General features: G+C 44.8%; 19 protein-coding genes. 4 read left to right on the top strand and 15 right to left on the bottom strand.

Going from position 1 to position 17537, the window contains the following annotated elements; translation table 11 throughout:
• Positions 1 to 7: 7 nt before the first annotated feature.
• The 6 genes from dnaB to ACRRU2_RS09045 all read right to left on the bottom strand — a co-directional run bounded on the left by dnaB (position 8) and on the right by ACRRU2_RS09045 (position 6906).
• Positions 8 to 1363 carry a replicative DNA helicase gene (gene dnaB / locus ACRRU2_RS09020; RefSeq protein ID WP_432500903.1) on the bottom strand — a complete coding sequence of 452 codons (1356 nt, stop codon included), beginning with the start codon at positions 1361 to 1363 and terminating at the stop codon, positions 8 to 10.
• Between the two features lie 64 nt (positions 1364 to 1427).
• Positions 1428 to 1871, bottom strand: coding sequence for a 50S ribosomal protein L9 (gene rplI, locus ACRRU2_RS09025; RefSeq protein ID WP_432500905.1), 444 nt, complete (start codon positions 1869 to 1871; stop codon positions 1428 to 1430).
• Positions 1868 to 3829, bottom strand: a complete 1962-nt coding sequence (locus ACRRU2_RS09030) for a DHH family phosphoesterase (protein WP_432500907.1) — start codon at positions 3827 to 3829, stop codon at positions 1868 to 1870. The genes rplI and ACRRU2_RS09030 overlap by 4 nt, the downstream gene beginning before the upstream one ends.
• A gap of 18 nt (positions 3830 to 3847) precedes the next feature.
• Positions 3848 to 4750 (bottom strand): DUF2232 domain-containing protein, encoded by a 903-nt coding sequence (locus tag ACRRU2_RS09035; RefSeq protein ID WP_432500909.1) that lies wholly within the window; start codon positions 4748 to 4750, stop codon positions 3848 to 3850.
• Between the two features lie 687 nt (positions 4751 to 5437).
• Positions 5438 to 5848 carry a CBS domain-containing protein gene (locus tag ACRRU2_RS09040; RefSeq protein WP_331697547.1) on the bottom strand — a complete coding sequence of 137 codons (411 nt, stop codon included), beginning with the start codon at positions 5846 to 5848 and terminating at the stop codon, positions 5438 to 5440.
• Positions 5849 to 5856: 8 nt separating this feature from the next.
• Positions 5857 to 6906 carry an LCP family protein gene (locus tag ACRRU2_RS09045; RefSeq protein WP_331697548.1) on the bottom strand — a complete coding sequence of 350 codons (1050 nt, stop codon included), beginning with the start codon at positions 6904 to 6906 and terminating at the stop codon, positions 5857 to 5859.
• A gap of 352 nt (positions 6907 to 7258) precedes the next feature.
• Between ACRRU2_RS09045 and ACRRU2_RS09050 the strand changes: the two genes are divergently transcribed.
• Complete coding sequence (locus ACRRU2_RS09050) at positions 7259 to 7612, top strand: DUF4870 domain-containing protein (RefSeq protein ID WP_331697549.1); 354 nt, start codon at positions 7259 to 7261, stop codon at positions 7610 to 7612.
• Between the two features lie 105 nt (positions 7613 to 7717).
• Here ACRRU2_RS09050 and mnhG read toward each other — a convergent pair whose 3' ends face one another.
• Genes mnhG through ACRRU2_RS09080 form a run of 6 tightly spaced genes read right to left on the bottom strand, consistent with a single transcriptional unit; the run spans position 7718 to position 13375 of the window.
• A complete protein-coding gene (gene mnhG, locus ACRRU2_RS09055; protein ID WP_331697550.1) occupies positions 7718 to 8086 on the bottom strand; it encodes a monovalent cation/H(+) antiporter subunit G in 369 nt (122 codons plus the stop codon).
• A complete protein-coding gene (locus ACRRU2_RS09060; RefSeq protein WP_432500912.1) occupies positions 8061 to 8351 on the bottom strand; it encodes a Na(+)/H(+) antiporter subunit F1 in 291 nt (96 codons plus the stop codon). The genes mnhG and ACRRU2_RS09060 overlap by 26 nt, the downstream gene beginning before the upstream one ends.
• Entirely contained in the window at positions 8348 to 8686 is a 339-nt protein-coding gene (locus ACRRU2_RS09065) for a Na+/H+ antiporter subunit E (RefSeq protein ID WP_331697552.1), read from the bottom strand. The genes ACRRU2_RS09060 and ACRRU2_RS09065 overlap by 4 nt, the downstream gene beginning before the upstream one ends.
• Positions 8687 to 8698: 12 nt before the next feature.
• Positions 8699 to 10171 carry a Na+/H+ antiporter subunit D gene (locus ACRRU2_RS09070; RefSeq protein ID WP_432500914.1) on the bottom strand — a complete coding sequence of 491 codons (1473 nt, stop codon included), beginning with the start codon at positions 10169 to 10171 and terminating at the stop codon, positions 8699 to 8701.
• Positions 10164 to 10502 carry a Na(+)/H(+) antiporter subunit C gene (locus tag ACRRU2_RS09075; protein WP_432500948.1) on the bottom strand — a complete coding sequence of 113 codons (339 nt, stop codon included), beginning with the start codon at positions 10500 to 10502 and terminating at the stop codon, positions 10164 to 10166. Before ACRRU2_RS09075 ends, ACRRU2_RS09070 begins: the two co-directional genes overlap by 8 nt.
• A complete protein-coding gene (locus ACRRU2_RS09080; RefSeq protein ID WP_432500916.1) occupies positions 10502 to 13375 on the bottom strand; it encodes a Na+/H+ antiporter subunit A in 2874 nt (957 codons plus the stop codon). Before ACRRU2_RS09080 ends, ACRRU2_RS09075 begins: the two co-directional genes overlap by 1 nt.
• Positions 13376 to 13608: 233 nt before the next feature.
• On the opposite strand from ACRRU2_RS09080, the gene ACRRU2_RS09085 reads away from it, so the two are divergent.
• The 3 genes from ACRRU2_RS09085 to ACRRU2_RS09095 all read left to right on the top strand — a co-directional run bounded on the left by ACRRU2_RS09085 (position 13609) and on the right by ACRRU2_RS09095 (position 15986).
• A complete protein-coding gene (locus ACRRU2_RS09085) occupies positions 13609 to 13806 on the top strand; it encodes a hypothetical protein (RefSeq protein WP_331697555.1) in 198 nt (65 codons plus the stop codon).
• Positions 13807 to 13948: 142 nt separating this feature from the next.
• Positions 13949 to 14614 (top strand): potassium channel family protein, encoded by a 666-nt coding sequence (locus tag ACRRU2_RS09090; RefSeq protein WP_331697556.1) that lies wholly within the window; start codon positions 13949 to 13951, stop codon positions 14612 to 14614.
• Entirely contained in the window at positions 14598 to 15986 is a 1389-nt protein-coding gene (locus ACRRU2_RS09095; protein WP_331697557.1) for a TrkH family potassium uptake protein, read from the top strand. Before ACRRU2_RS09090 ends, ACRRU2_RS09095 begins: the two co-directional genes overlap by 17 nt.
• A gap of 66 nt (positions 15987 to 16052) precedes the next feature.
• On the opposite strand, the gene ACRRU2_RS09100 is transcribed toward ACRRU2_RS09095, so the two are convergent.
• The 3 genes from ACRRU2_RS09100 to ssb all read right to left on the bottom strand — a co-directional run bounded on the left by ACRRU2_RS09100 (position 16053) and on the right by ssb (position 17510).
• The gene (locus ACRRU2_RS09100) at positions 16053 to 16505 is read right to left on the bottom strand and encodes a hypothetical protein (protein ID WP_331697558.1); all 453 of its coding nucleotides are present in this window, start codon (positions 16503 to 16505) and stop codon (positions 16053 to 16055) included.
• Positions 16506 to 16674: 169 nt separating this feature from the next.
• Positions 16675 to 16956, bottom strand: coding sequence for a 30S ribosomal protein S18 (rpsR, locus tag ACRRU2_RS09105; protein WP_331697559.1), 282 nt, complete (start codon positions 16954 to 16956; stop codon positions 16675 to 16677).
• Positions 16957 to 16976: 20 nt separating this feature from the next.
• The gene (gene ssb / locus ACRRU2_RS09110) at positions 16977 to 17510 is read right to left on the bottom strand and encodes a single-stranded DNA-binding protein (RefSeq protein WP_331697560.1); all 534 of its coding nucleotides are present in this window, start codon (positions 17508 to 17510) and stop codon (positions 16977 to 16979) included.
• Positions 17511 to 17537: the final 27 nt, after the last annotated feature.

Genomic DNA, 17537 nt, shown 5'->3' on the forward strand with positions numbered 1-17537 from the left:
TTATATATTATGAAGCCGGCTCCTGGTGCGAACGATCCAAGTTCACGAACTTATTAAAGTTTTTCAAAAATGCTAGCTCAACCGTGCCAACAGGACCGTTACGCTGTTTAGCGATAATGATTTCAATTATATTTTTTTTCTCAGATTCCTTATCGTAGTAATCGTCACGGTACAGAAACGCTACGATATCGGCATCCTGCTCAATCGAACCGGATTCCCGAAGGTCGGACATCATCGGACGCTTGTCCTGACGCTGCTCTACGCCGCGGCTCAGCTGTGACAGAGCGATAACCGGCACTTCCAGCTCTCTCGCGATCATCTTGAGCGTACGAGAAATTTCGGATACTTCCTGCTGCCTATTTTCCCCCGCCTTGCCGCGCCCTTGAATAAGCTGCAAATAGTCGATCAGAATCATGCCCAGACCGCGTTCCTTCTTCAAACGCCGGCATTTGGAGCGTATATCCGCTACGGTTACGCCAGGTGTGTCATCGATATATATTTCAGCCTCCGACAATGCGCCAATCGCCATCGTAAGCTTCTCCCAATCATCGCCTTCAAGACTTCCTGTACGCATACGGGTGGCATCCACATTCGCCTCGGCGCAAATAATACGCTGTACGAGCTGTGCCGCCGACATCTCCAGACTGAATATCGCTACGGTTTCACGAGCTCTGACGCCGACATTTTGCGCTACATTAAGGGCAAACGCCGTCTTTCCTACGGACGGTCTGGCCGCCACGATAATCAGATCGCTTCGCTGGAAGCCCGCTGTCATACGATCCAAATCCACAAATCCGGAAGGAATGCCAGAGGTTCCGCCTTTATTGGAATATAAGAACTCTACCTTCTCAAAAACTTCCATCAATACGTCGCGTATTGATATAAACCCGCTGCTGGAGCGTCTATTGGATATTTCAAGAATTTGCTTCTCAGCATCGCTAAGCAGCACGCCGATATCATCCGCACTCGCATAACCATCGGATACGATATTCGTAGCCGTTCGTATCAATCTGCGCAGCATCGACTTTTCTTCTACGATTTGAGCATAATAATCTACATTCGCGGCTGTCGGCACTGCATTGGCCAATTTGGCCAAGTAGCTAACGCCGCCTATATCCTCTAACTGCTGTTGATCGAGCAGATGTGAAGTGAGCGTGACCAAGTCTATCGGCTGATTGTTCTCGCCAAGCTCAATCATCGCCTCGTAGATGCGCTGATGGGCTGAGCTATAAAAATCTTCGCTTCTCAATCTCTCCATAGCCGTAATCAATGACTCTGGCACGAGAAGAATTGCACCAATAACAGCCTGCTCCGCTTCTAAGTTTTGAGGAGGGATACGATCAAACATCAGCTCGTTACTCATTGCGCACTACTCCTTCATTTTTAACCATCTTTCAAACTGCATGGGATGCGAAAGCTATTTATCCTTATTCTTCAGCAATTTGAACATTAAGCTTCGCTTTCACTTCCGGGTGAAGCTTAATTGAAACCTGAGTTACACCTAAGGTGCGAATAGGCTCATCCAGCTCAATTTTACGCTTATCAATTTTAATGCTGCTGGCAGCGAGAGCTTCCGCTATTTGTTTAGAGGTAACCGCTCCGAACAAACGCCCGCCTTCGCCTGACTTCGCTTTTACTACGATGGTCATTTCCTCCAGCTTTTTGCCAAGCGCTTCCGCTTCGCGTTTTTCCTCTGCTTTACGCTTTTCTGCAGATGCATTTTGTACCTCTAACGTCTTAATATTGCCTTCCGATGCAATTTTAACGAGGCCCTTCGGCAATAAAAAATTGCGTACATAGCCTTCGGACAGATCCTTTACGTCACCGCGTTTGCCTTGACCTTTAACATCTTTAAGAAAAATTACTTTCATTCAAATAACCCCTCTTCCTTTTCAATTTGCGCTAATATAGCCTTCAATTGATCAGCAGCTTCCTCAACTGTTGTTTCCAGCTGAGCAGCAGCATTGGTTAGATGGCCCCCGCCGCCTATACGCTCCATGACAACCTGAACATTCATTTGACCAAGAGAACGGGCACTTATGCCAATTAAGCCGTCTGGACGCTCGCCGATCACAAACGAAGCTCTTATGCCAGTCATATTAAGCAGTGTATCTGCCGATTGCGCAATCAGCAGCTGCGAATATTGACGGCCGCTCTCTGCGATAGCAATAGCGATATGATCATAGTAAACTTCAGCATGCTTAATTATTTCTGCCTTAATGATGTACTCCTGCAAATCTTCCTTCAGCATGCGTTGAATCATCGCAGAATCTGCCCCATGACGGCGCAGAAATGAAGCAGCTTCAAAGGTTCTGGCGCCCGTGCGGAGCGAGAAGCTTTTTGTATCGACGGTTATTCCTGCTAGAAGCGCTGTAGATTCCCGTACATCAAGGGTAACACGATCATGAATATATTGCAGCAGCTCCGTGACAAGCTCACAGGTGGATGAAGCATACGGCTCCATATATACAAGAATCGGATTGGCAATAAACTCCTCGCCTCTGCGATGATGATCAACTACGACAATACGATCGGTCTGCTGCAGCAGCTTTGGCTCCTTCACCATAGATGCTTTATGGGTATCGACCACAACAACGAGCGATTGCGGCGCGATTAAATTGGCAGCCTGCTCTGGCGATACAAATCGCCGAGACAGCTTTTCATCCTCCCGCAGCAGCTCCATCATTTTTTGAATAGCTGGGTTTATGCCCTCCAGCACAATGTAAGCCTCTTTGCCGAATAGCTGTGCAGCTTTAAGCACACCTATGGCAGCTCCCACCGCATCCATATCCGGCATTTTATGTCCCATAATAACAATGTTATGGCTTTCTTTCATCAAATCCCGCAGCGCATGCGCCACGACGCGGGCGCGCACCCTGGTCCGCTTCTCAACAGCATTCGACTTGCCGCCATAGAATGACTGTCTGCTGCCAATCTTGACCGCCGCCTGATCGCCCCCGCGTCCAAGTGCAATATCAAGGCTCATATGTGCCCATTGTCCAAGCTCTACAGCATCCTCAGCGAGTGCCGCAAAGCCTACGCTCAGTGTAACTGGAATTTTTTGATCAGAAGTCATCTCCCGTACTTCATCCAAAATAACAAAGCGCGACTGCTCAAGCTGCCGCAGCTTTTGCAAATCTGTTATAAGTAAAAAACGGTCAGAATTAAGCCGTTTAAGATATATCTCATACTTTTGCGCCCATTCGGTAATGGCTGTCGTTACTTTTGACAGGAGTGAGCTGCGCTGATGGTCATCGAGCCCCGTTGTAACCTCATCCAAATTATCGATCATCACAATACCGAGAGACAGCTTTTCATCCTCGTACCTGCGGCTGATTTGCCATAAATCCGTTATGTTGTTTACAAACAATATGCGTTCTTTGGGCTTGAAATGCAGGCTGAACATTTGCGTGCCGACTGCCGCTTCTACGATGCCATCCCGGTCCTTGCCGTGCTGCAAGGTCGGAAAAAGCTCTGTAAGAGGCATGCCTATCAGCGATTCCCGCTCCTGCATACCCGCTATATATCCATTATGCCATTCGATTTTGCGATCTTCATTATATAAAATAATGCCAAACGGGAGCTCATTGCTAATCGCAATCCCGGCCTTATGCAATCGATAAGATAGCGTGGCAATATAATTTTTCAGTTCCTTGCGGTTTTGTTTCTCAACCATGATGTAATATATGGCTGTAGCAATAGCAAGCAGCAGCGCAGCAGCGCCAAGCAGCCAATTAAACCAGGCTAGCGCGGCAGCCATGACAAGCATGGCAGCAAATAGCCACAGCTGATGCGTTCCATTCCATTTTGCTACCAAAAACTTTGGCATTTCTCACTCGCTCCCGTGCTATGATTTCGTAAATGACTTGCGGATTGGAAATGCGGTATCCAGCACTCCAATCAGGCTAAGCGGCGGAAATAGCAGCACAGGTATGGCCAGCAATAAAGGTACTGACTTGTGCCAGCCGCGCTGATCAGCGATAAAGAAAAATAATCCGATGGCCTGAATGGCGAATACATAGGAAAGCAGAGGTACTAGATTCAACAAAGCAATCGCTATAAATGACTGGTCCGTAGGTGAAATCATCATATCCCCTACATAAGCAATCAAGTAATAGAACACCAGGATACGCGGCAATCGCCAATCCTTAGCTTGTGGAAATGCAGCAATTTCCATTCCTTGCTTGTTAAGAATGCGTCTGGAAATGTAATGAGTAAATACCGTATAAAGAAATGAAAGCATAATAAACGATAATGGAATTGCGTTCAGCACCGTGCGAATCATCAGTTCTGTCATATCGCTGTTCCAATTCGGCATAAGCAAGTTGCTGTCTGCCAGCTGCTGGAATAACGTGCGTATATAGTCGCCTATTTCTTTAATCAAAGAATAATCAAGCAGAAGCTTGAACAATAACAGCTCCAGCATAATTTGCGCCAAAAATACGATCGACACTGTGCGAATAACTTTGCCTGCCGATGCGCCCTTCTGATATAAATGCCCCATGACGATTGAAGGCACAACGAAAAACAGCCCTATCATCATAATAGCCGGATTTATAATTATACTTGCTATTACCGCAATCGGTATTAGACATAATACAAATGATTTCCTGGGCAATGTCGTGTAGAGGACTACAAAAGGCACCATAATGAACCATAGTGCGGGGAAGTTTAGTACAGGCACAACAAGCAGCAATAGTGTAATTAGAGCGGCTGCACTCCAAAGCACTGGTTTCAAGCCAGTTTTCAAACGATTCACCTCTTAGAATTTACATATTCATTTTTTGTTTGGCTCATGAAGAAAGTGTAAAAAATTTCCTCAAATCAAAGTATGCAAGGATTAACGGCTTAGTCGTCCATAGGACAGGCGTGTTTACCGATGAATATAGAAACAGGATAAGTTAAAAACTTATACTTTCTATTATTTCCAGGATAGATTAGCTTACATTCTATAAGCTTTCCAGAGCATACCGCTTATCAAATCACTATTCCTCCATTATAACATAAATCATTTTGAACGCATTATATTAGATATTAATTCCACCCAAGTGAGCCAAGAATGGTGCAGCTTTGGCGGCGCTGCGTTTTTATATACAAAAATGCTGGTTGTTAGAGGTTGAGAGTCACATTGCAATTGATGCAGAAGAGATAGCTTTATATAGGTAACTGTAGTGGTCATACGATCCGCTATTTGCCCTAAAATCACCTTTTTTCAATTTTCGCTGACACTCATTCCGTTATGCAGCTATAATTGGGGCGATTTCAGCCAATTATTAGCCAATAACGGAACGTCTGTCACTTTACCGCCTTAAAACTGCTACCTTCAGCATTATAACGGAACGTCTGACCAACCAGGTTACACCTGGACGATTTTATGCGGTACCGCACGGTGACAAGCTATAAGAGCAACAAAAAAGAAAAACGCCAGAAATACTGGCTATTTCCAGTATTCCTGACGTTTCTGGCAGTAATCAATAATTTCACTTCTGCGTACAATACCAATAAAATGATTGCGGTCATCAATAACGGGAACGAAGTTCTGCTGCTTGGCCAGAGAAATCAAATCCTCCATATTAGCATCAATCTGCACGGTCTTGTTATTCATCCTTAACGGAACATCACTTAGCTTTACTTTATTGGTTGCCTCAAAGGTGAGGTCCGGACGATTTTTCATAAACCATAACAGATCGCCTTCCGTAACAGTACCTACATATCCGCCTTCATCATTAATAATAGGGACAGCCGAGTAGCGATGATATTCCATTCGTTCAAGCGTCTGCCTCAGTGTAGCATCATGTGCCACACTAATCACCTCTTGCTTAGGCAGCAAGAAAAACGCTATATTCATGAACTGTTTCACTCCGATCTATCAGCAGCACTAGTAATTGACTGAACCTGCGATTCCTTATCCTTCAAATATTTTTCAGGCAAAATCAAATTTGCATCCTTCACGGATGGATCCAGCCAATTTTTGATCATGGCCTGAACCTTGCTCAAATCCTTCTCGTCAGCAAAATAATACCAGGCTCCGCCGCTTTCCAGACGGTGTCCTTCGCCGGCTAGTGTGTGATTATAAATATTCCTCTGTTTAGACTGTAGCATGACTTGAGCCAAGTCGACAAGGTTATCCGGTCTCATATCGGTTTGAAAGTTGTTGCCAAGTATATTAATAAGCTGGGGAATTTTCATCCACTGATTCATATTGGTTGCTTTATCCATCATTGCACTTAATAATTGCTGATTGCGCTCCGTACGGCTCATATCCCCGCCGGCATCCTCGCGGTATCGGACGAAATTCAATGCATCTGTACCGTTATAAAGACTTTGGCCGCCTTTAATAAAGAAATAATCATGATTAGGGTCTTTGTTTTCGATATCTTTCTCGATTGGCAGCGCAATGCCGCCCAACTCGTCGATAACCTGCTTAAACCCTTCAAAATTAATTGAAGCATAATAATGCACTGGAGAATCCAGCAGCTTTTCTACTGTATCCATAGACATGCCTGCGCCGCCAAAAGCAAACGCATGGTTAATTTTATCCTTCCGGTCGCGTCCGACGATCTCAACATACATATCTCTAGGAATAGAAACAAGCAGTATGTTGCCGTCTGATGGACGAACTACTGCATATAGCAAAGTGTCTGAGCGGCCCGTTTCCTTTCCTCTCTGGTCAATTCCCATTAGAAGAAACGCGATTGGGTCTGCTTTTTTATTCACAACATTGGTAGGGTAATTATTTTCTCTGCCTTCTAGTGGCTGGTATGTCTTCTCTAATTGCTCCTTAACATGGCCTTCCACAAACCAGTCAAAACCGAGCATAGCCAGAGCTCCTCTATTCAAATAAAGCACCGCAATCAATGCAACAGCAAGAGCGCTGCCTGCATAGATCCATCTCTTCCTATTCATCGTCGTTTCCTCTCCAATCAAGAATCTGCAATATCTTACATCAAGCAGCAAATATTATCGACATTATTCTAAACGAACAAACAGGGCAACAAGTTACAAACCGTTTACAATTTTAATACTTCTCATTAAAAAATTGTAATAAATCGCTCTCCGCCCGCATATCTTCGTTCCAACTGTTGCTCACTACAGATCGACATATTTTTGCATCACGAATATAAATTTTCCTCATTATAATTGTTCTTGCAACACTCTGCAAAATTTTACAAATTTTTTGGCTTATAAAAAAGGTATAACGGCAGCTGGCATGGAATACAATCATTGCAAGAATATGTCCAAGAAAGGATGACGCTCCATGCAGCCAGTACATGTAACTCCTGATCCGTCTTCAACGGGATTAGACCCTAAAGTAGCAGGCTTGCTATGCTATCTGGTAGGCTTCATTACAGGCATTATATTTCTTATTGTAGAAAAGAAGAGCTATTTTGTAAAATTCCATGCCATGCAGTCAACGGTTGTGTTTGGCGGACTGGCAGCCATTAATTTAATTCTTTCGTTTATACCAATTATTGGCTGGCTTCTAGGCATCATCGTTGGACCGCTGACATTTATTTTGTGGATTGCCCTTATGCTGCTTGCTTTGCAAGGCAGAACGATTCGCATTCCCGTTATTAGCGACTTTGTTGATGAGCAGGTTCGACGCTTCTAAGCCTTGTCAAAGGAAAAACGGCTTTGCCGTCCTTTGGACAGCGCGGTTATCAATGAACACGAGCCTGTCTGCGCGATCTTATCACACAGCAGGCTCTTCTTCCAATTATATTTTTTTCTGTCCCTCTTTGCTTCCCTTCCAATCATCCCTTACACTCTTGCCCCAGAGCGGAACTCCCGACCGATATGCCGCACGGCCATTAAGATGGCCCGCTACAGGCGAGGTTAGAAACACAAATATGATTCCTAAAATCAGCTTCATGCTAAAATGTCCGTTTATGATCCATTCCGCCAAAAACACACTGGTTACAATAATGAGTACGCCTAATGTGGCGCTTTTTGTCGCCGCATGCGAACGCAAGTATACATCGGCAAAGCGTATGACGCCAATTGCACTAAGCAAGCTGATGAAAGCTCCCGCAACAATGAATAAGGAAAGCACAATTTCACTAGCTGTCTTTATCGTCTCCCACATCAAACACGCCTCCTCTTTCAATATATCTGGCAAATGCGGTGGTACCGACAAATGTTACGATTCCAATTACCAAAATAAGATCATAATAAGCCCTCGTCCCGAGCAGCAAGCCAATAATGGCGACCATGGACAAAATAAGCACACCGATCATATCCAGCGCAGCAATTCGATCCGGGATCGACGGCCCCTTCAGCAATCTGTACATGCTGCCTGTAATCGCAAGCGCCAGCAATGCCAAGGCGATCATCAATAACGGCTTTATCATGCCCGGCTCACCTCCATAATCGCCCGCTCAAACGTATTTTTCATTTGATCGATAAGCTGCTGGGCATCTTCAATATCCATCGCGTGGATATATAATGTTTTCCCGTCAGGAGCAATATCAAGTGTCAGCGTCCCCGGCGTTAAACAAATTAAGCTGGATAATAGCGTGACCTCCCATTTGGACGTTAATTGCGTTTCCAGCGCCACGATGCCTGGCTGCATGCGCATTTGTGGAGAGACGACATGGCGCAGCACAGCATAGCTGGATAAAAACAGCTCTTTATTAAACAATGCCAGCAGCTTGAATGCTGGCCAGATTTTACGTAATAGTGCCATATTGCCCCTCCTCTACTTTAAAACGGCCTCAATGTATTGTGCTGGGCTGACAAGCAGCGCTCCTGCCTGTTCAATGAAGCTGTACAACCATTCTGCTCCTATCCCCATACCGATAACGATAGCTAGCAAGCCTAAGGCCGAGCCTAAGGCGCTGCGCGGAATAAGCGCCGGCTTATGACCTTCCTTGCTTTCATCCCCCCAAAAGGCATGCATAAAGATTCTGATTAAGGAATACAGCACAATAAAGCTGGACAGCAGGGAAAGCGCCGCAAGTATATAATACTCCTGCTGCAGCCCGCTTCTAATGAGCAATACTTTGCCCGGAAAGCCGCTTAACGGCGGCAAGCCTGCGATAGCGAGGGCAGTAAGGAAAAACATCCATCCGAGAAGCGGATATTTGCGCAGCAAACCGCCCATCTCCGTAATTTTATTCGTTCCTGAAGCATATATAATGAGTCCACCAAGCATATAAAGAAGCGCCTTGGCTGCCATATCATGCAGCAAATAAACGATGGCCCCCTCCAAGGAGGCGCGAACAGCCACGGTCAGGCCAAAGATGATAAACCCTACGCTAATGATGACATTATAGTTTAGTATGCGCTGAATATCCGAATAGGCAATCGCTCCGATTGCGCCAAGCGTCATCGTCAGCCCTGCCATTATGCCCAGCCAAAGCTGTATATAGCTGCCCTCCAAAGGAAATAACAGCGTGAACGTTCTTATTAAAGCGTAAATACCGACCTTCGTCAGCAGCGCTCCGAATAAAGCTGCTATGGCGGCAGGCGGTGCAGCATACGAGCCTGGCAGCCAAAAAAATAAAAACAATCCGGCTTTAAGAGCGAAAACGAGCATAAGCAGTACAGCAATCACTTCCAGGATGCCGGATGGCGACTCAGCGATTCGCTGCGACAAATCGGCCATATTCAGTGTCCCCACTACTCCATACAAATAGGCCATTGCAGCGACAAAGAGCGTTGAGGAAAATATATTAATAATCATATACTTCAATGTTTCTCTCAACTGCTTTTTTTCCCCGCCCAGCACGAGCAAAGAATAGGACGCAATTAAAAGCACTTCAAAGCATACAAACAGATTGAATAAGTCTCCGGTCAAAAATGAGCCGCTTACGCCTGCCAGTAAAAACTGGACAAGCGGATAAAAGTAATGGCGCTCTCTTTGTTCCCCTATCGTTCCCATGGCGTACAGCAGGCACAGTCCCCCCACTATTGCTGCGGCAGCCGTTAACAATGCCGCTGTCATATCAGCTGCAAACACTATGCCGTAAGGCGGAAGCCAGCCGCCCATATGAAGCGTAAGAACGCCATGCTCCTTGACCTGTGCAACGATATAAATGGACGCTATCATTTGCAATACACTGCCAAGCAAACTAATTGCACGCTGTGCGGCAACATGCTTGGCAAAAAATAATAGAACAGCAGCCGTACATAAAGGCAGCAGAAGCGGTAAAACAAGTATATTATTCATCCTGCTCACCTCTCAGCTCATCCATATTATCCGTCTGAAGCTTCTTATAAGCGCGATAAGCGATTACGATAAACAGCGCAGTTACGCCAAAGCTAATAACTATCGATGTTAATATAAGCGCCTGCGGCAAAGGATCGACAAAACGCTGCGCTTGTTCGCCCGCGATCGGCGGCGCGCCGGTCTTCAAGCTGGACATCGTCAGAAGAAGCAAATGGACGCCATGGGTTAAGAGCGACATGCCGAGAATAATGCGCAGTAAGCTTTTGGACAATAGCAGATACACGCCTACTGTAAACAAGACGCCTATAGCGACAGACATATATAACTCCATCATGTTCGATCCCTCCCAATCGTAAATATAATCGTCATCGTAACGCCTAGCACCGTTAAGTAAACGCCTAGATCAAATATCATAGCGGTTGCCAGCTCCAGCGAGCCGATAAGCGGCAGCTCGATATGACCAAAGCTATGTGTCAGAAACGGCACTTTAAATAAAAAGGAGCCCGCACCGGTCAAAAATGCAATCATTAAGCCAAAGGCTGTTATTTTTCGGAAATCAACTGGAACGAAGCGCTCAAAGCTTTTCATGCCAAAGGCCATCGCCAGCAAAATGAACGCAGAGGATGCTACCAAGGCGCCTATAAAGCCCCCTCCCGGCTGGTTATGTCCCGAATAAAGCAAATACAGCGAGAAGCAAAGCATAATCACGACAGCCAGCTTTCCGATCGTTTGCAGCATGACATCATTGCTGCCGAGATAATAAGTCGGGCTGGAAGCTTCTGCCGGCATGCCGGCATTGTCGGACGTTTTTTCCTGCTCCCCCATTTTAATAAGCGAGTAGATGCCAAAAGATGCAATCGCAAGTACCACAATCTCAAGCATCGTATCGAAGCCGCGAAAATCTACCAAAATGACATTAACAATGTTGCTGCCGCCTGCAAGCTTCACGCTATTTTGAACATAATACTGGGAAATAGAGTCGAACAGCTTTGTGCTGCTGGCGCTTAGAGCAATGATTGTAACCGTCACTCCAACCGCCAAGGCTACCAACAATCGCAATAGTTTAAAGCGAGGTCTGAACTTTTCCCGCTTCAGCTTAGGCAGGTGATAAAAACATAGCAGGAAAAGCGCAACCGACACCGTCTCCACAATAATTTGAGTGAGAGCCAAATCCGGCGCTCGAAAAATAACGAAAAACAGCACAACCAAATATCCTGTAAGCCCTGTCAGCAATATAGCCGTTAATCGAGTACGGGCAAAGGGGACAGCCAGTGCAGCAGCTATAAGCGCTGCAATAATTACGATCTCAAACACCGTCGCATCCGCATATCCGGTCGTGTCGATATGGAATGCGCTGACGAGTGCAAATGTCACTCCTATGAGCAAGAGCATCGTAATCAAAATATACAGCATATAGTGCTGGATCGAACCAGTCATATATCGCCTTGTTGCCAAGCCAGCCAATCGATGCGCGCCTGCAACTCCCCGGTCATACAGACTATTTAGCGACCAGCGGCTGCCAAGCGGCTTAACGAATAGAGCCAGTCTCGGAGACAGCAAATATAGGGTTAAGCCTAATCCTATTACGCCTATCGTCATAAATACTTCAACAGTAGGGCCATGCCAGAATGAAATAGCTACTTGTATCTGCTTATTTGCAGGGATTAATGCCGGATGTACGGCATGCAGCACAGGCTCAAGTATCGTATAGGACAGCACATTCGGAAACAAGCCAAACAGAACGGCTAACGATGCCAATATTACAGGCGGTATAAGTAGACCTAACGACGCTTCATGAGGCTTTCGTTCAAGCTTTTCGATATTTCCTTTGCCTCCAAATGCTCTCAGCAGCAAGCGAATGCTATAAAAGAATGTAAATACGCTGGCGATCCATGCGACAACAGGAAAAATATAAAGCAGCTCTTCCCAATGCTTCACTTCCAGTGTGGTAATTTTAACAACTGCTGTAAAGAACATTTCTTTACTTAAAAAGCCGCTAAATGGCGGAAGCCCTGCCATCGAAAAGGTGCCGATCAAAGCTATCGTAAAAGTGATCGGCATGATCGCCATTAAGCCGCCAAGCCTGCGTATATCGCGAGTGCCCGTGCTATGGTCAATGATGCCTGCTGTCATGAACAGTGAGCCTTTAAAAACCGCATGGTTTATTAAATGAAATACAGCAGCAAGCGTAGCATTCATTAATGTGGCGATAGCTATGTCAGAGGTTGCCAGCTCAGCCGCGGAGCCGAGTCCCAGCAAGCACATAATAAGACCCAATTGACTTATTGTAGAGTAGGCTAGAATCGCTTTTAGATCGATTTGCTTCATAGCTCTGTATGAGCCATAAATTAATGTCGCAAGGCCAATGCCTGAAACAAGCCAAAACCAAAGCATATGCCCTGAAAAAACAGGTGAAAAACGGGCTACCAAATAAAGCCCTGCTTTAACCATCGTGGCTGAATGCAAATACGCGCTCACTGGCGTCGGCGCTTCCATGGCATCCGGCAGCCAGATATGGAATGGATACTGGGCTGACTTCGTGAATGCGCCAAGAAGGACAAGCAGCATAGCAGCAATAAACAGTCCTTCGCTTTTTATTGCAGGAAGCTGACTGACTACCTCTCTTATACTGAACGTTCCTGTCATAACGTAAATCAGCAGGAAGCCGGCAAACATCGCAAGGCCGCCTGCAACAGTTATAACAAGCGATTTAAGCGCCCCATACCTTGATTTGCCGCGCTCGTGCCAAAAAGCAATTAACAAGAAGGAGGACAAGCTGGTAAGCTCCCAGAAGCCGTACAGCACCATCATATTGTCCGAAAGCACTAAACCTAGCATAGCTCCCATGAAAAGCAATAAGTAAACGTAGAAGGAGGCTAGCTTCTCCCTTCTTTTGTCCATATAAAAAATGGAATAAAAGACAACCAGACTTCCAATTCCTGTAATCAACAAAGCAAATAATAAACCCAGCCCGTCTATATATACATTAAAATCAATGCCATAAGACGGCATCCAGGACCAATTAGCGTTCCTGCTGCCTGCTTCATTCAAATCAGCTATAGAGCCTAGCAGATATACAAATAGCACAACAGGAATTGGAAGCACACACCAACCCGCATGAACACGAGGCAGGCTTCGATAAATAAATGGCAATAAAAACGCGCCAATAAATGGCAGAATAATTATAAAATGATACGCAGACAACCCCTTTTCCCTCCTAATACTCCTTTTAAACACAAAAAGAGCCTGTTAGTGACAGGCTCCTCCAATTAAATCCCAGTATTCATTTTTCCCAAAATTCAATTTAGTATATCGCGTCTTTCCTTAATTGTCAAAATTATTTTGTCATCGTTTAGGAATGGAAACACCGCCAATTGGGGATTACTTTGTGTATTACATTCGGTTTTTTTACTGAATAAAACGGGAGTGTGAATAATATGCTGCGATTGAAATCCGCTGTCTGTCTCCTTATTTTCGCAATGCTTGCATTGCTGCTGACATGGGTCAATCATACTCAATATGAGCAGGTACGAGCATCGGAAGGCAATCCGTTTATGTTTTCATCAAATCAAAATCCAGCCTCTCTTCATTTACCTCGAGAATATATTAAATTTGTGCCTGTAATGGCAGAATAATGAACTGAGCACCTTGGAGATTGAATTTTATCGGTTTTGTTCGTGTTTTCAACCTTTGACAAATATAAGTTCGTCTCCTATCATGTTAGGCAGCAATGAAAGTTCAACTAGTCCGGATTAACGTCTGATAGGAAGTGACATATTGAAAAAACAGTTTATTGTAATTGGATTAGGCCGGTTCGGATCCAGCGTAACGCGCACCTTGATCGCCAATGGGCATGAAGTGCTCGCGGTTGATAAAGATGAGCATTATGTGCAGGAAATAGCTCCTATCGCCACTCATGCGCTGCAGGCTGATTGCAGCGATGAATCGGTGCTGCTGGAGCTCGGCGTCAGCAACTTCTCACATGCGATCGTCGCTATAGGCGATGACATCCAGGCCAGCATCATGACGACGCTGCTGCTGAAAGAGCTTAAGGTGCCTAAAGTAACAGCGAAGGCCAAAAATGAAATGCACGGCAAAGTACTGAAAAGAATCGGCGCTGACCAAGTTGTTTATCCGGAGCGCGATATGGGTGCCCGGATTGCTAATCAGTTAAGCTCGGAAAATTTAATCGATTATATCGAATTGTCAGCTGACTACAATTTGGCAGAAATTTTAGCCCCGCCTGCGATGAATGGCAAATCGCTTAAAGAGCTCGATATTCGGGCTAATTTTGGCTGTACGATTATGGCGATTAAAACTGGACAAAAAATTAACATTTCCCCTAGAGCGGATGATCAAATTCATACTGGCGATATTCTGCTTATAATCGGCAGCAATGAAGAAATTCGTGATTTGGAGAATGCCTATGAGCGAGCAAAATAACACACTGCATATTTTGCATCATCATCATAAGAAAAAAGATAAAAAACGTGTTCCATTAAGCCCGCCAAGGCTTATTATCTCTGTCTTTGCCATACTGATTGCGATTGGCACCATTTTGCTCGCATCACCCTTTGCTTCTGGCAATGGACAATCCGTAGGCCTTTTAAATGCGCTGTTTACAGCCGTATCTGCGATATGCGTGAATGGGCTCGTCGTTGTAGATACGGGAACCGCCTTTTCCATGTTCGGACAAATTGTTATTATGATTCTCATACAAATCGGCGGGCTTGGATTTATGACCTTCAGCGTCATGGTTGCCATCCTGCTTGGCAAAAAAATCAGCCTTAAACAGCGCCTTATTATTCAACAGACAACGCAGTCCTCTTCCTCTAAAGGTTTAGTAAGGCTGTCGCTTTATATGATTCTCATTTCGCTCACTTTGGAAGTTATCGGAACGATTATTCTTACCCTTCGTTGGAGCGGCGAGCTGGGCTTAGGCAAAGCCTTTTACTATGGGCTGTTTCATACCGTATCTTCCTTCAATAATGCAGGCTTTTCACTATGGTCGGACAGCTTATCCAGCTTTGTAAGTGATCCTGTTATCAACATTACGATAGTTACCTTATTTGTGCTTGGCGGGATTGGATACATCGTTATCGTAGATATTTTCCGAAAAAGATCGTGGAGAAAGCTTTCCTTGCACACTAAGGTTGTCTTAATTACATCTGCTATCTTATCCATAGGCGGCTTTCTCATTATATTTATGCTTGAGAGCTGGAATAAGGCTACCTTTGGCGATTTGAATGTCGGGGAACGCTTGCTGGCTTCCTTCTTCCAAGGGCTGACACCGCGTAGTGCGGGCTTTAATACGATTGATATCGGAAGCATGCTGACGACTTCGCAGTTTGTCCTTATTATTTTAATGTTTATCGGAGCTTCTTCAGGAGGAACAGGCGGCGGAGTTAAAACAAATACAATTGTCGTTATCTTGCTGGCTACGTTAAATACGTTTCGCGGCGGCGGGCAGATTCATGCCTTTGGACGCAAAATATCTCAAGATACCGTTCTGCGCGCGCTTGCTGTTGTAATCAGCTCTTTAGCATTTGTATTATTTATTTCGCTCGTCCTCACTATTACAGAGGATATGCTGGAGGATCATTTCCTGGAGGTGCTGTTTGAAACAACTTCAGCCTTCAGCACAACCGGACTTTCCATGGGGCTTACCAATGACTTGTCCCCTTTGGGCAAATTTATTGTAGCTATAACGATGTTTATAGGACGTCTCGGTCCGCTAACCCTTGCCTTTGCGCTTTCACAAAAGAAAACAACAAGTAAGATTGGTTATCCGGAAGATAATATTATGATCGGTTAATCGTTCAACAAAAAGATGCTTTGACGGCAACCGCTTGAGGCGCTGACAAAGCATCTTTTGTTATTACTATTTTGCAATTGACCGTTCCAATGCATAAATGGTAACTAAAGATTGCCATAATGAAACGAGCATAATAATTAAATGCAATATAAAAAATAAACCGCCTGACCAGGAAAATGTAGAGCTGTTTACAAGGATCCACCAAAACAACGGCGGAAGCTGAGCTACAATCAGAAGCAAGCCGGCAATTAATGCAACACCTAGCATAAAACGTTTAAACAGCACTGATTTCTTACTATTCATAAATAATGAGCCTATTAATACAGCCATTCCTCCGAATAAAGCATAGGCCGCCCACTTCGCCACCAAATTTTGCCCTTCCAGCATAACTAAAATGGAGCTGACTCCAGTTAATGAATCCGTTAAATGCATAATAGCCAGCATATATATTACGCCAACGCTAATCGATATGCTGGCTGCGGTCCTTATTAATGCGGCACTGCTGAATTTAATGAGCAACTCGCTTCACCTCCAAGCCCTTTCAATGATCTACTTATTCAGACGAATAACTTGCATAATTGTTTCAACATTTACCATATTCCAATATTTACATTTCCTCTTTATGCAATAAAATCAAAAAAAGCCTGTCCGGAGAATGAACTCCAGATCAGGCTTTCATGAGTATATACTACTCAGTTGTGTATGGAAGCAAAGCAATTTGACGTGAACGTTTAATTGCAATTGTAAGCAAGCGTTGGTATTTCGCGCTTGTTCCAGTTACACGACGTGGCAAAATTTTGCCGCGCTCGCTGATAAACTTTTTAAGCAAATCTGTATCTTTATAGTCAATGTGAGTAATTTTGTTAACTGTAAAGAAACATACTTTACGACGCTTGTTGCGTCCGCCTTTACGGCCGCCGAATTTGCGATCTGCGCGTTCTTCGCCGCCTTCTCTTTGTTTGAAGCTCATCTTAACCCATCCTTTCTTGTTTAAAATGGTAAATCATCTTCAGATATATCGATCGGGCGTCCATCATCCTTAAAAGGATCATTATTGTCGCCCCGTGATTGGTTACTGCCTCGACTTCCGCCGCCGTAGTTCGAGTTCGAATTATTGGTGTTTCCACCATATGATCCGCCGCCTCCAGCATTGCTTCCGTAATTGCCGCTATTTCCTTCCTCACGCGGTGCACCGCCTTCGCGGTTAGACTCCAGGAACCTTACGTTGTCAGCAATAACTTCTGTTACATAGACACGCTTGCCCTCATTATTCTCGTAATTTCTTACTTGAATACGACCTTCTACAGCTGTCAAACGACCTTTACGCAAATAATTTGCGCAAGTTTCCGCCAATTGGCGCCACGTAACAACAGGAATAAAATCCGCCTCACGTTCGCCGCCTTGTCCGGATGTAAATGGACGGTCTACTGCAAGCGTAAATTGCGTTACCGCAACTCCTGCAGGCGTATAGCGTAATTCAGGGTCTCTCGTCAATCTTCCAATCAGTATGACACGGTTCAACATTGTACAGACCTCCCTCCAATAAATCTT

This window comes from Paenibacillus sp. GXUN7292 (assembly GCF_050864975.1).
Classification (GTDB): Bacteria; Bacillota; Bacilli; order Paenibacillales; family Paenibacillaceae; genus Pristimantibacillus.

Excerpts from the sequence above, each read along its gene's own strand:
- dnaB (WP_432500903.1), bottom strand. The coding sequence starts at position 1,363 with ATGAGTAACGAGCTGATGTTTGATCGTATCCCTCCTCAAAACTTAGAA.
- rplI (WP_432500905.1), bottom strand. The coding sequence starts at position 1,871 with ATGAAAGTAATTTTTCTTAAAGATGTTAAAGGTCAAGGCAAACGCGGT.
- ACRRU2_RS09030 (WP_432500907.1), bottom strand. The coding sequence starts at position 3,829 with ATGCCAAAGTTTTTGGTAGCAAAATGGAATGGAACGCATCAGCTGTGG.
- ACRRU2_RS09040 (WP_331697547.1), bottom strand. The coding sequence starts at position 5,848 with ATGAATATAGCGTTTTTCTTGCTGCCTAAGCAAGAGGTGATTAGTGTG.
- ACRRU2_RS09045 (WP_331697548.1), bottom strand. The coding sequence starts at position 6,906 with ATGAATAGGAAGAGATGGATCTATGCAGGCAGCGCTCTTGCTGTTGCA.
- ACRRU2_RS09050 (WP_331697549.1), top strand. The coding sequence starts at position 7,259 with ATGCAGCCAGTACATGTAACTCCTGATCCGTCTTCAACGGGATTAGAC.
- mnhG (WP_331697550.1), bottom strand. The coding sequence starts at position 8,086 with ATGTGGGAGACGATAAAGACAGCTAGTGAAATTGTGCTTTCCTTATTC.
- ACRRU2_RS09060 (WP_432500912.1), bottom strand. The coding sequence starts at position 8,351 with ATGATAAAGCCGTTATTGATGATCGCCTTGGCATTGCTGGCGCTTGCG.
- ACRRU2_RS09065 (WP_331697552.1), bottom strand. The coding sequence starts at position 8,686 with ATGGCACTATTACGTAAAATCTGGCCAGCATTCAAGCTGCTGGCATTG.
- ACRRU2_RS09070 (WP_432500914.1), bottom strand. The coding sequence starts at position 10,171 with ATGAATAATATACTTGTTTTACCGCTTCTGCTGCCTTTATGTACGGCT.
- ACRRU2_RS09075 (WP_432500948.1), bottom strand. The coding sequence starts at position 10,502 with ATGGAGTTATATATGTCTGTCGCTATAGGCGTCTTGTTTACAGTAGGC.
- ACRRU2_RS09085 (WP_331697555.1), top strand. The coding sequence starts at position 13,609 with ATGCTGCGATTGAAATCCGCTGTCTGTCTCCTTATTTTCGCAATGCTT.
- ACRRU2_RS09095 (WP_331697557.1), top strand. The coding sequence starts at position 14,598 with ATGAGCGAGCAAAATAACACACTGCATATTTTGCATCATCATCATAAG.
- rpsR (WP_331697559.1), bottom strand. The coding sequence starts at position 16,956 with ATGAGCTTCAAACAAAGAGAAGGCGGCGAAGAACGCGCAGATCGCAAA.
- ssb (WP_331697560.1), bottom strand. The coding sequence starts at position 17,510 with ATGTTGAACCGTGTCATACTGATTGGAAGATTGACGAGAGACCCTGAA.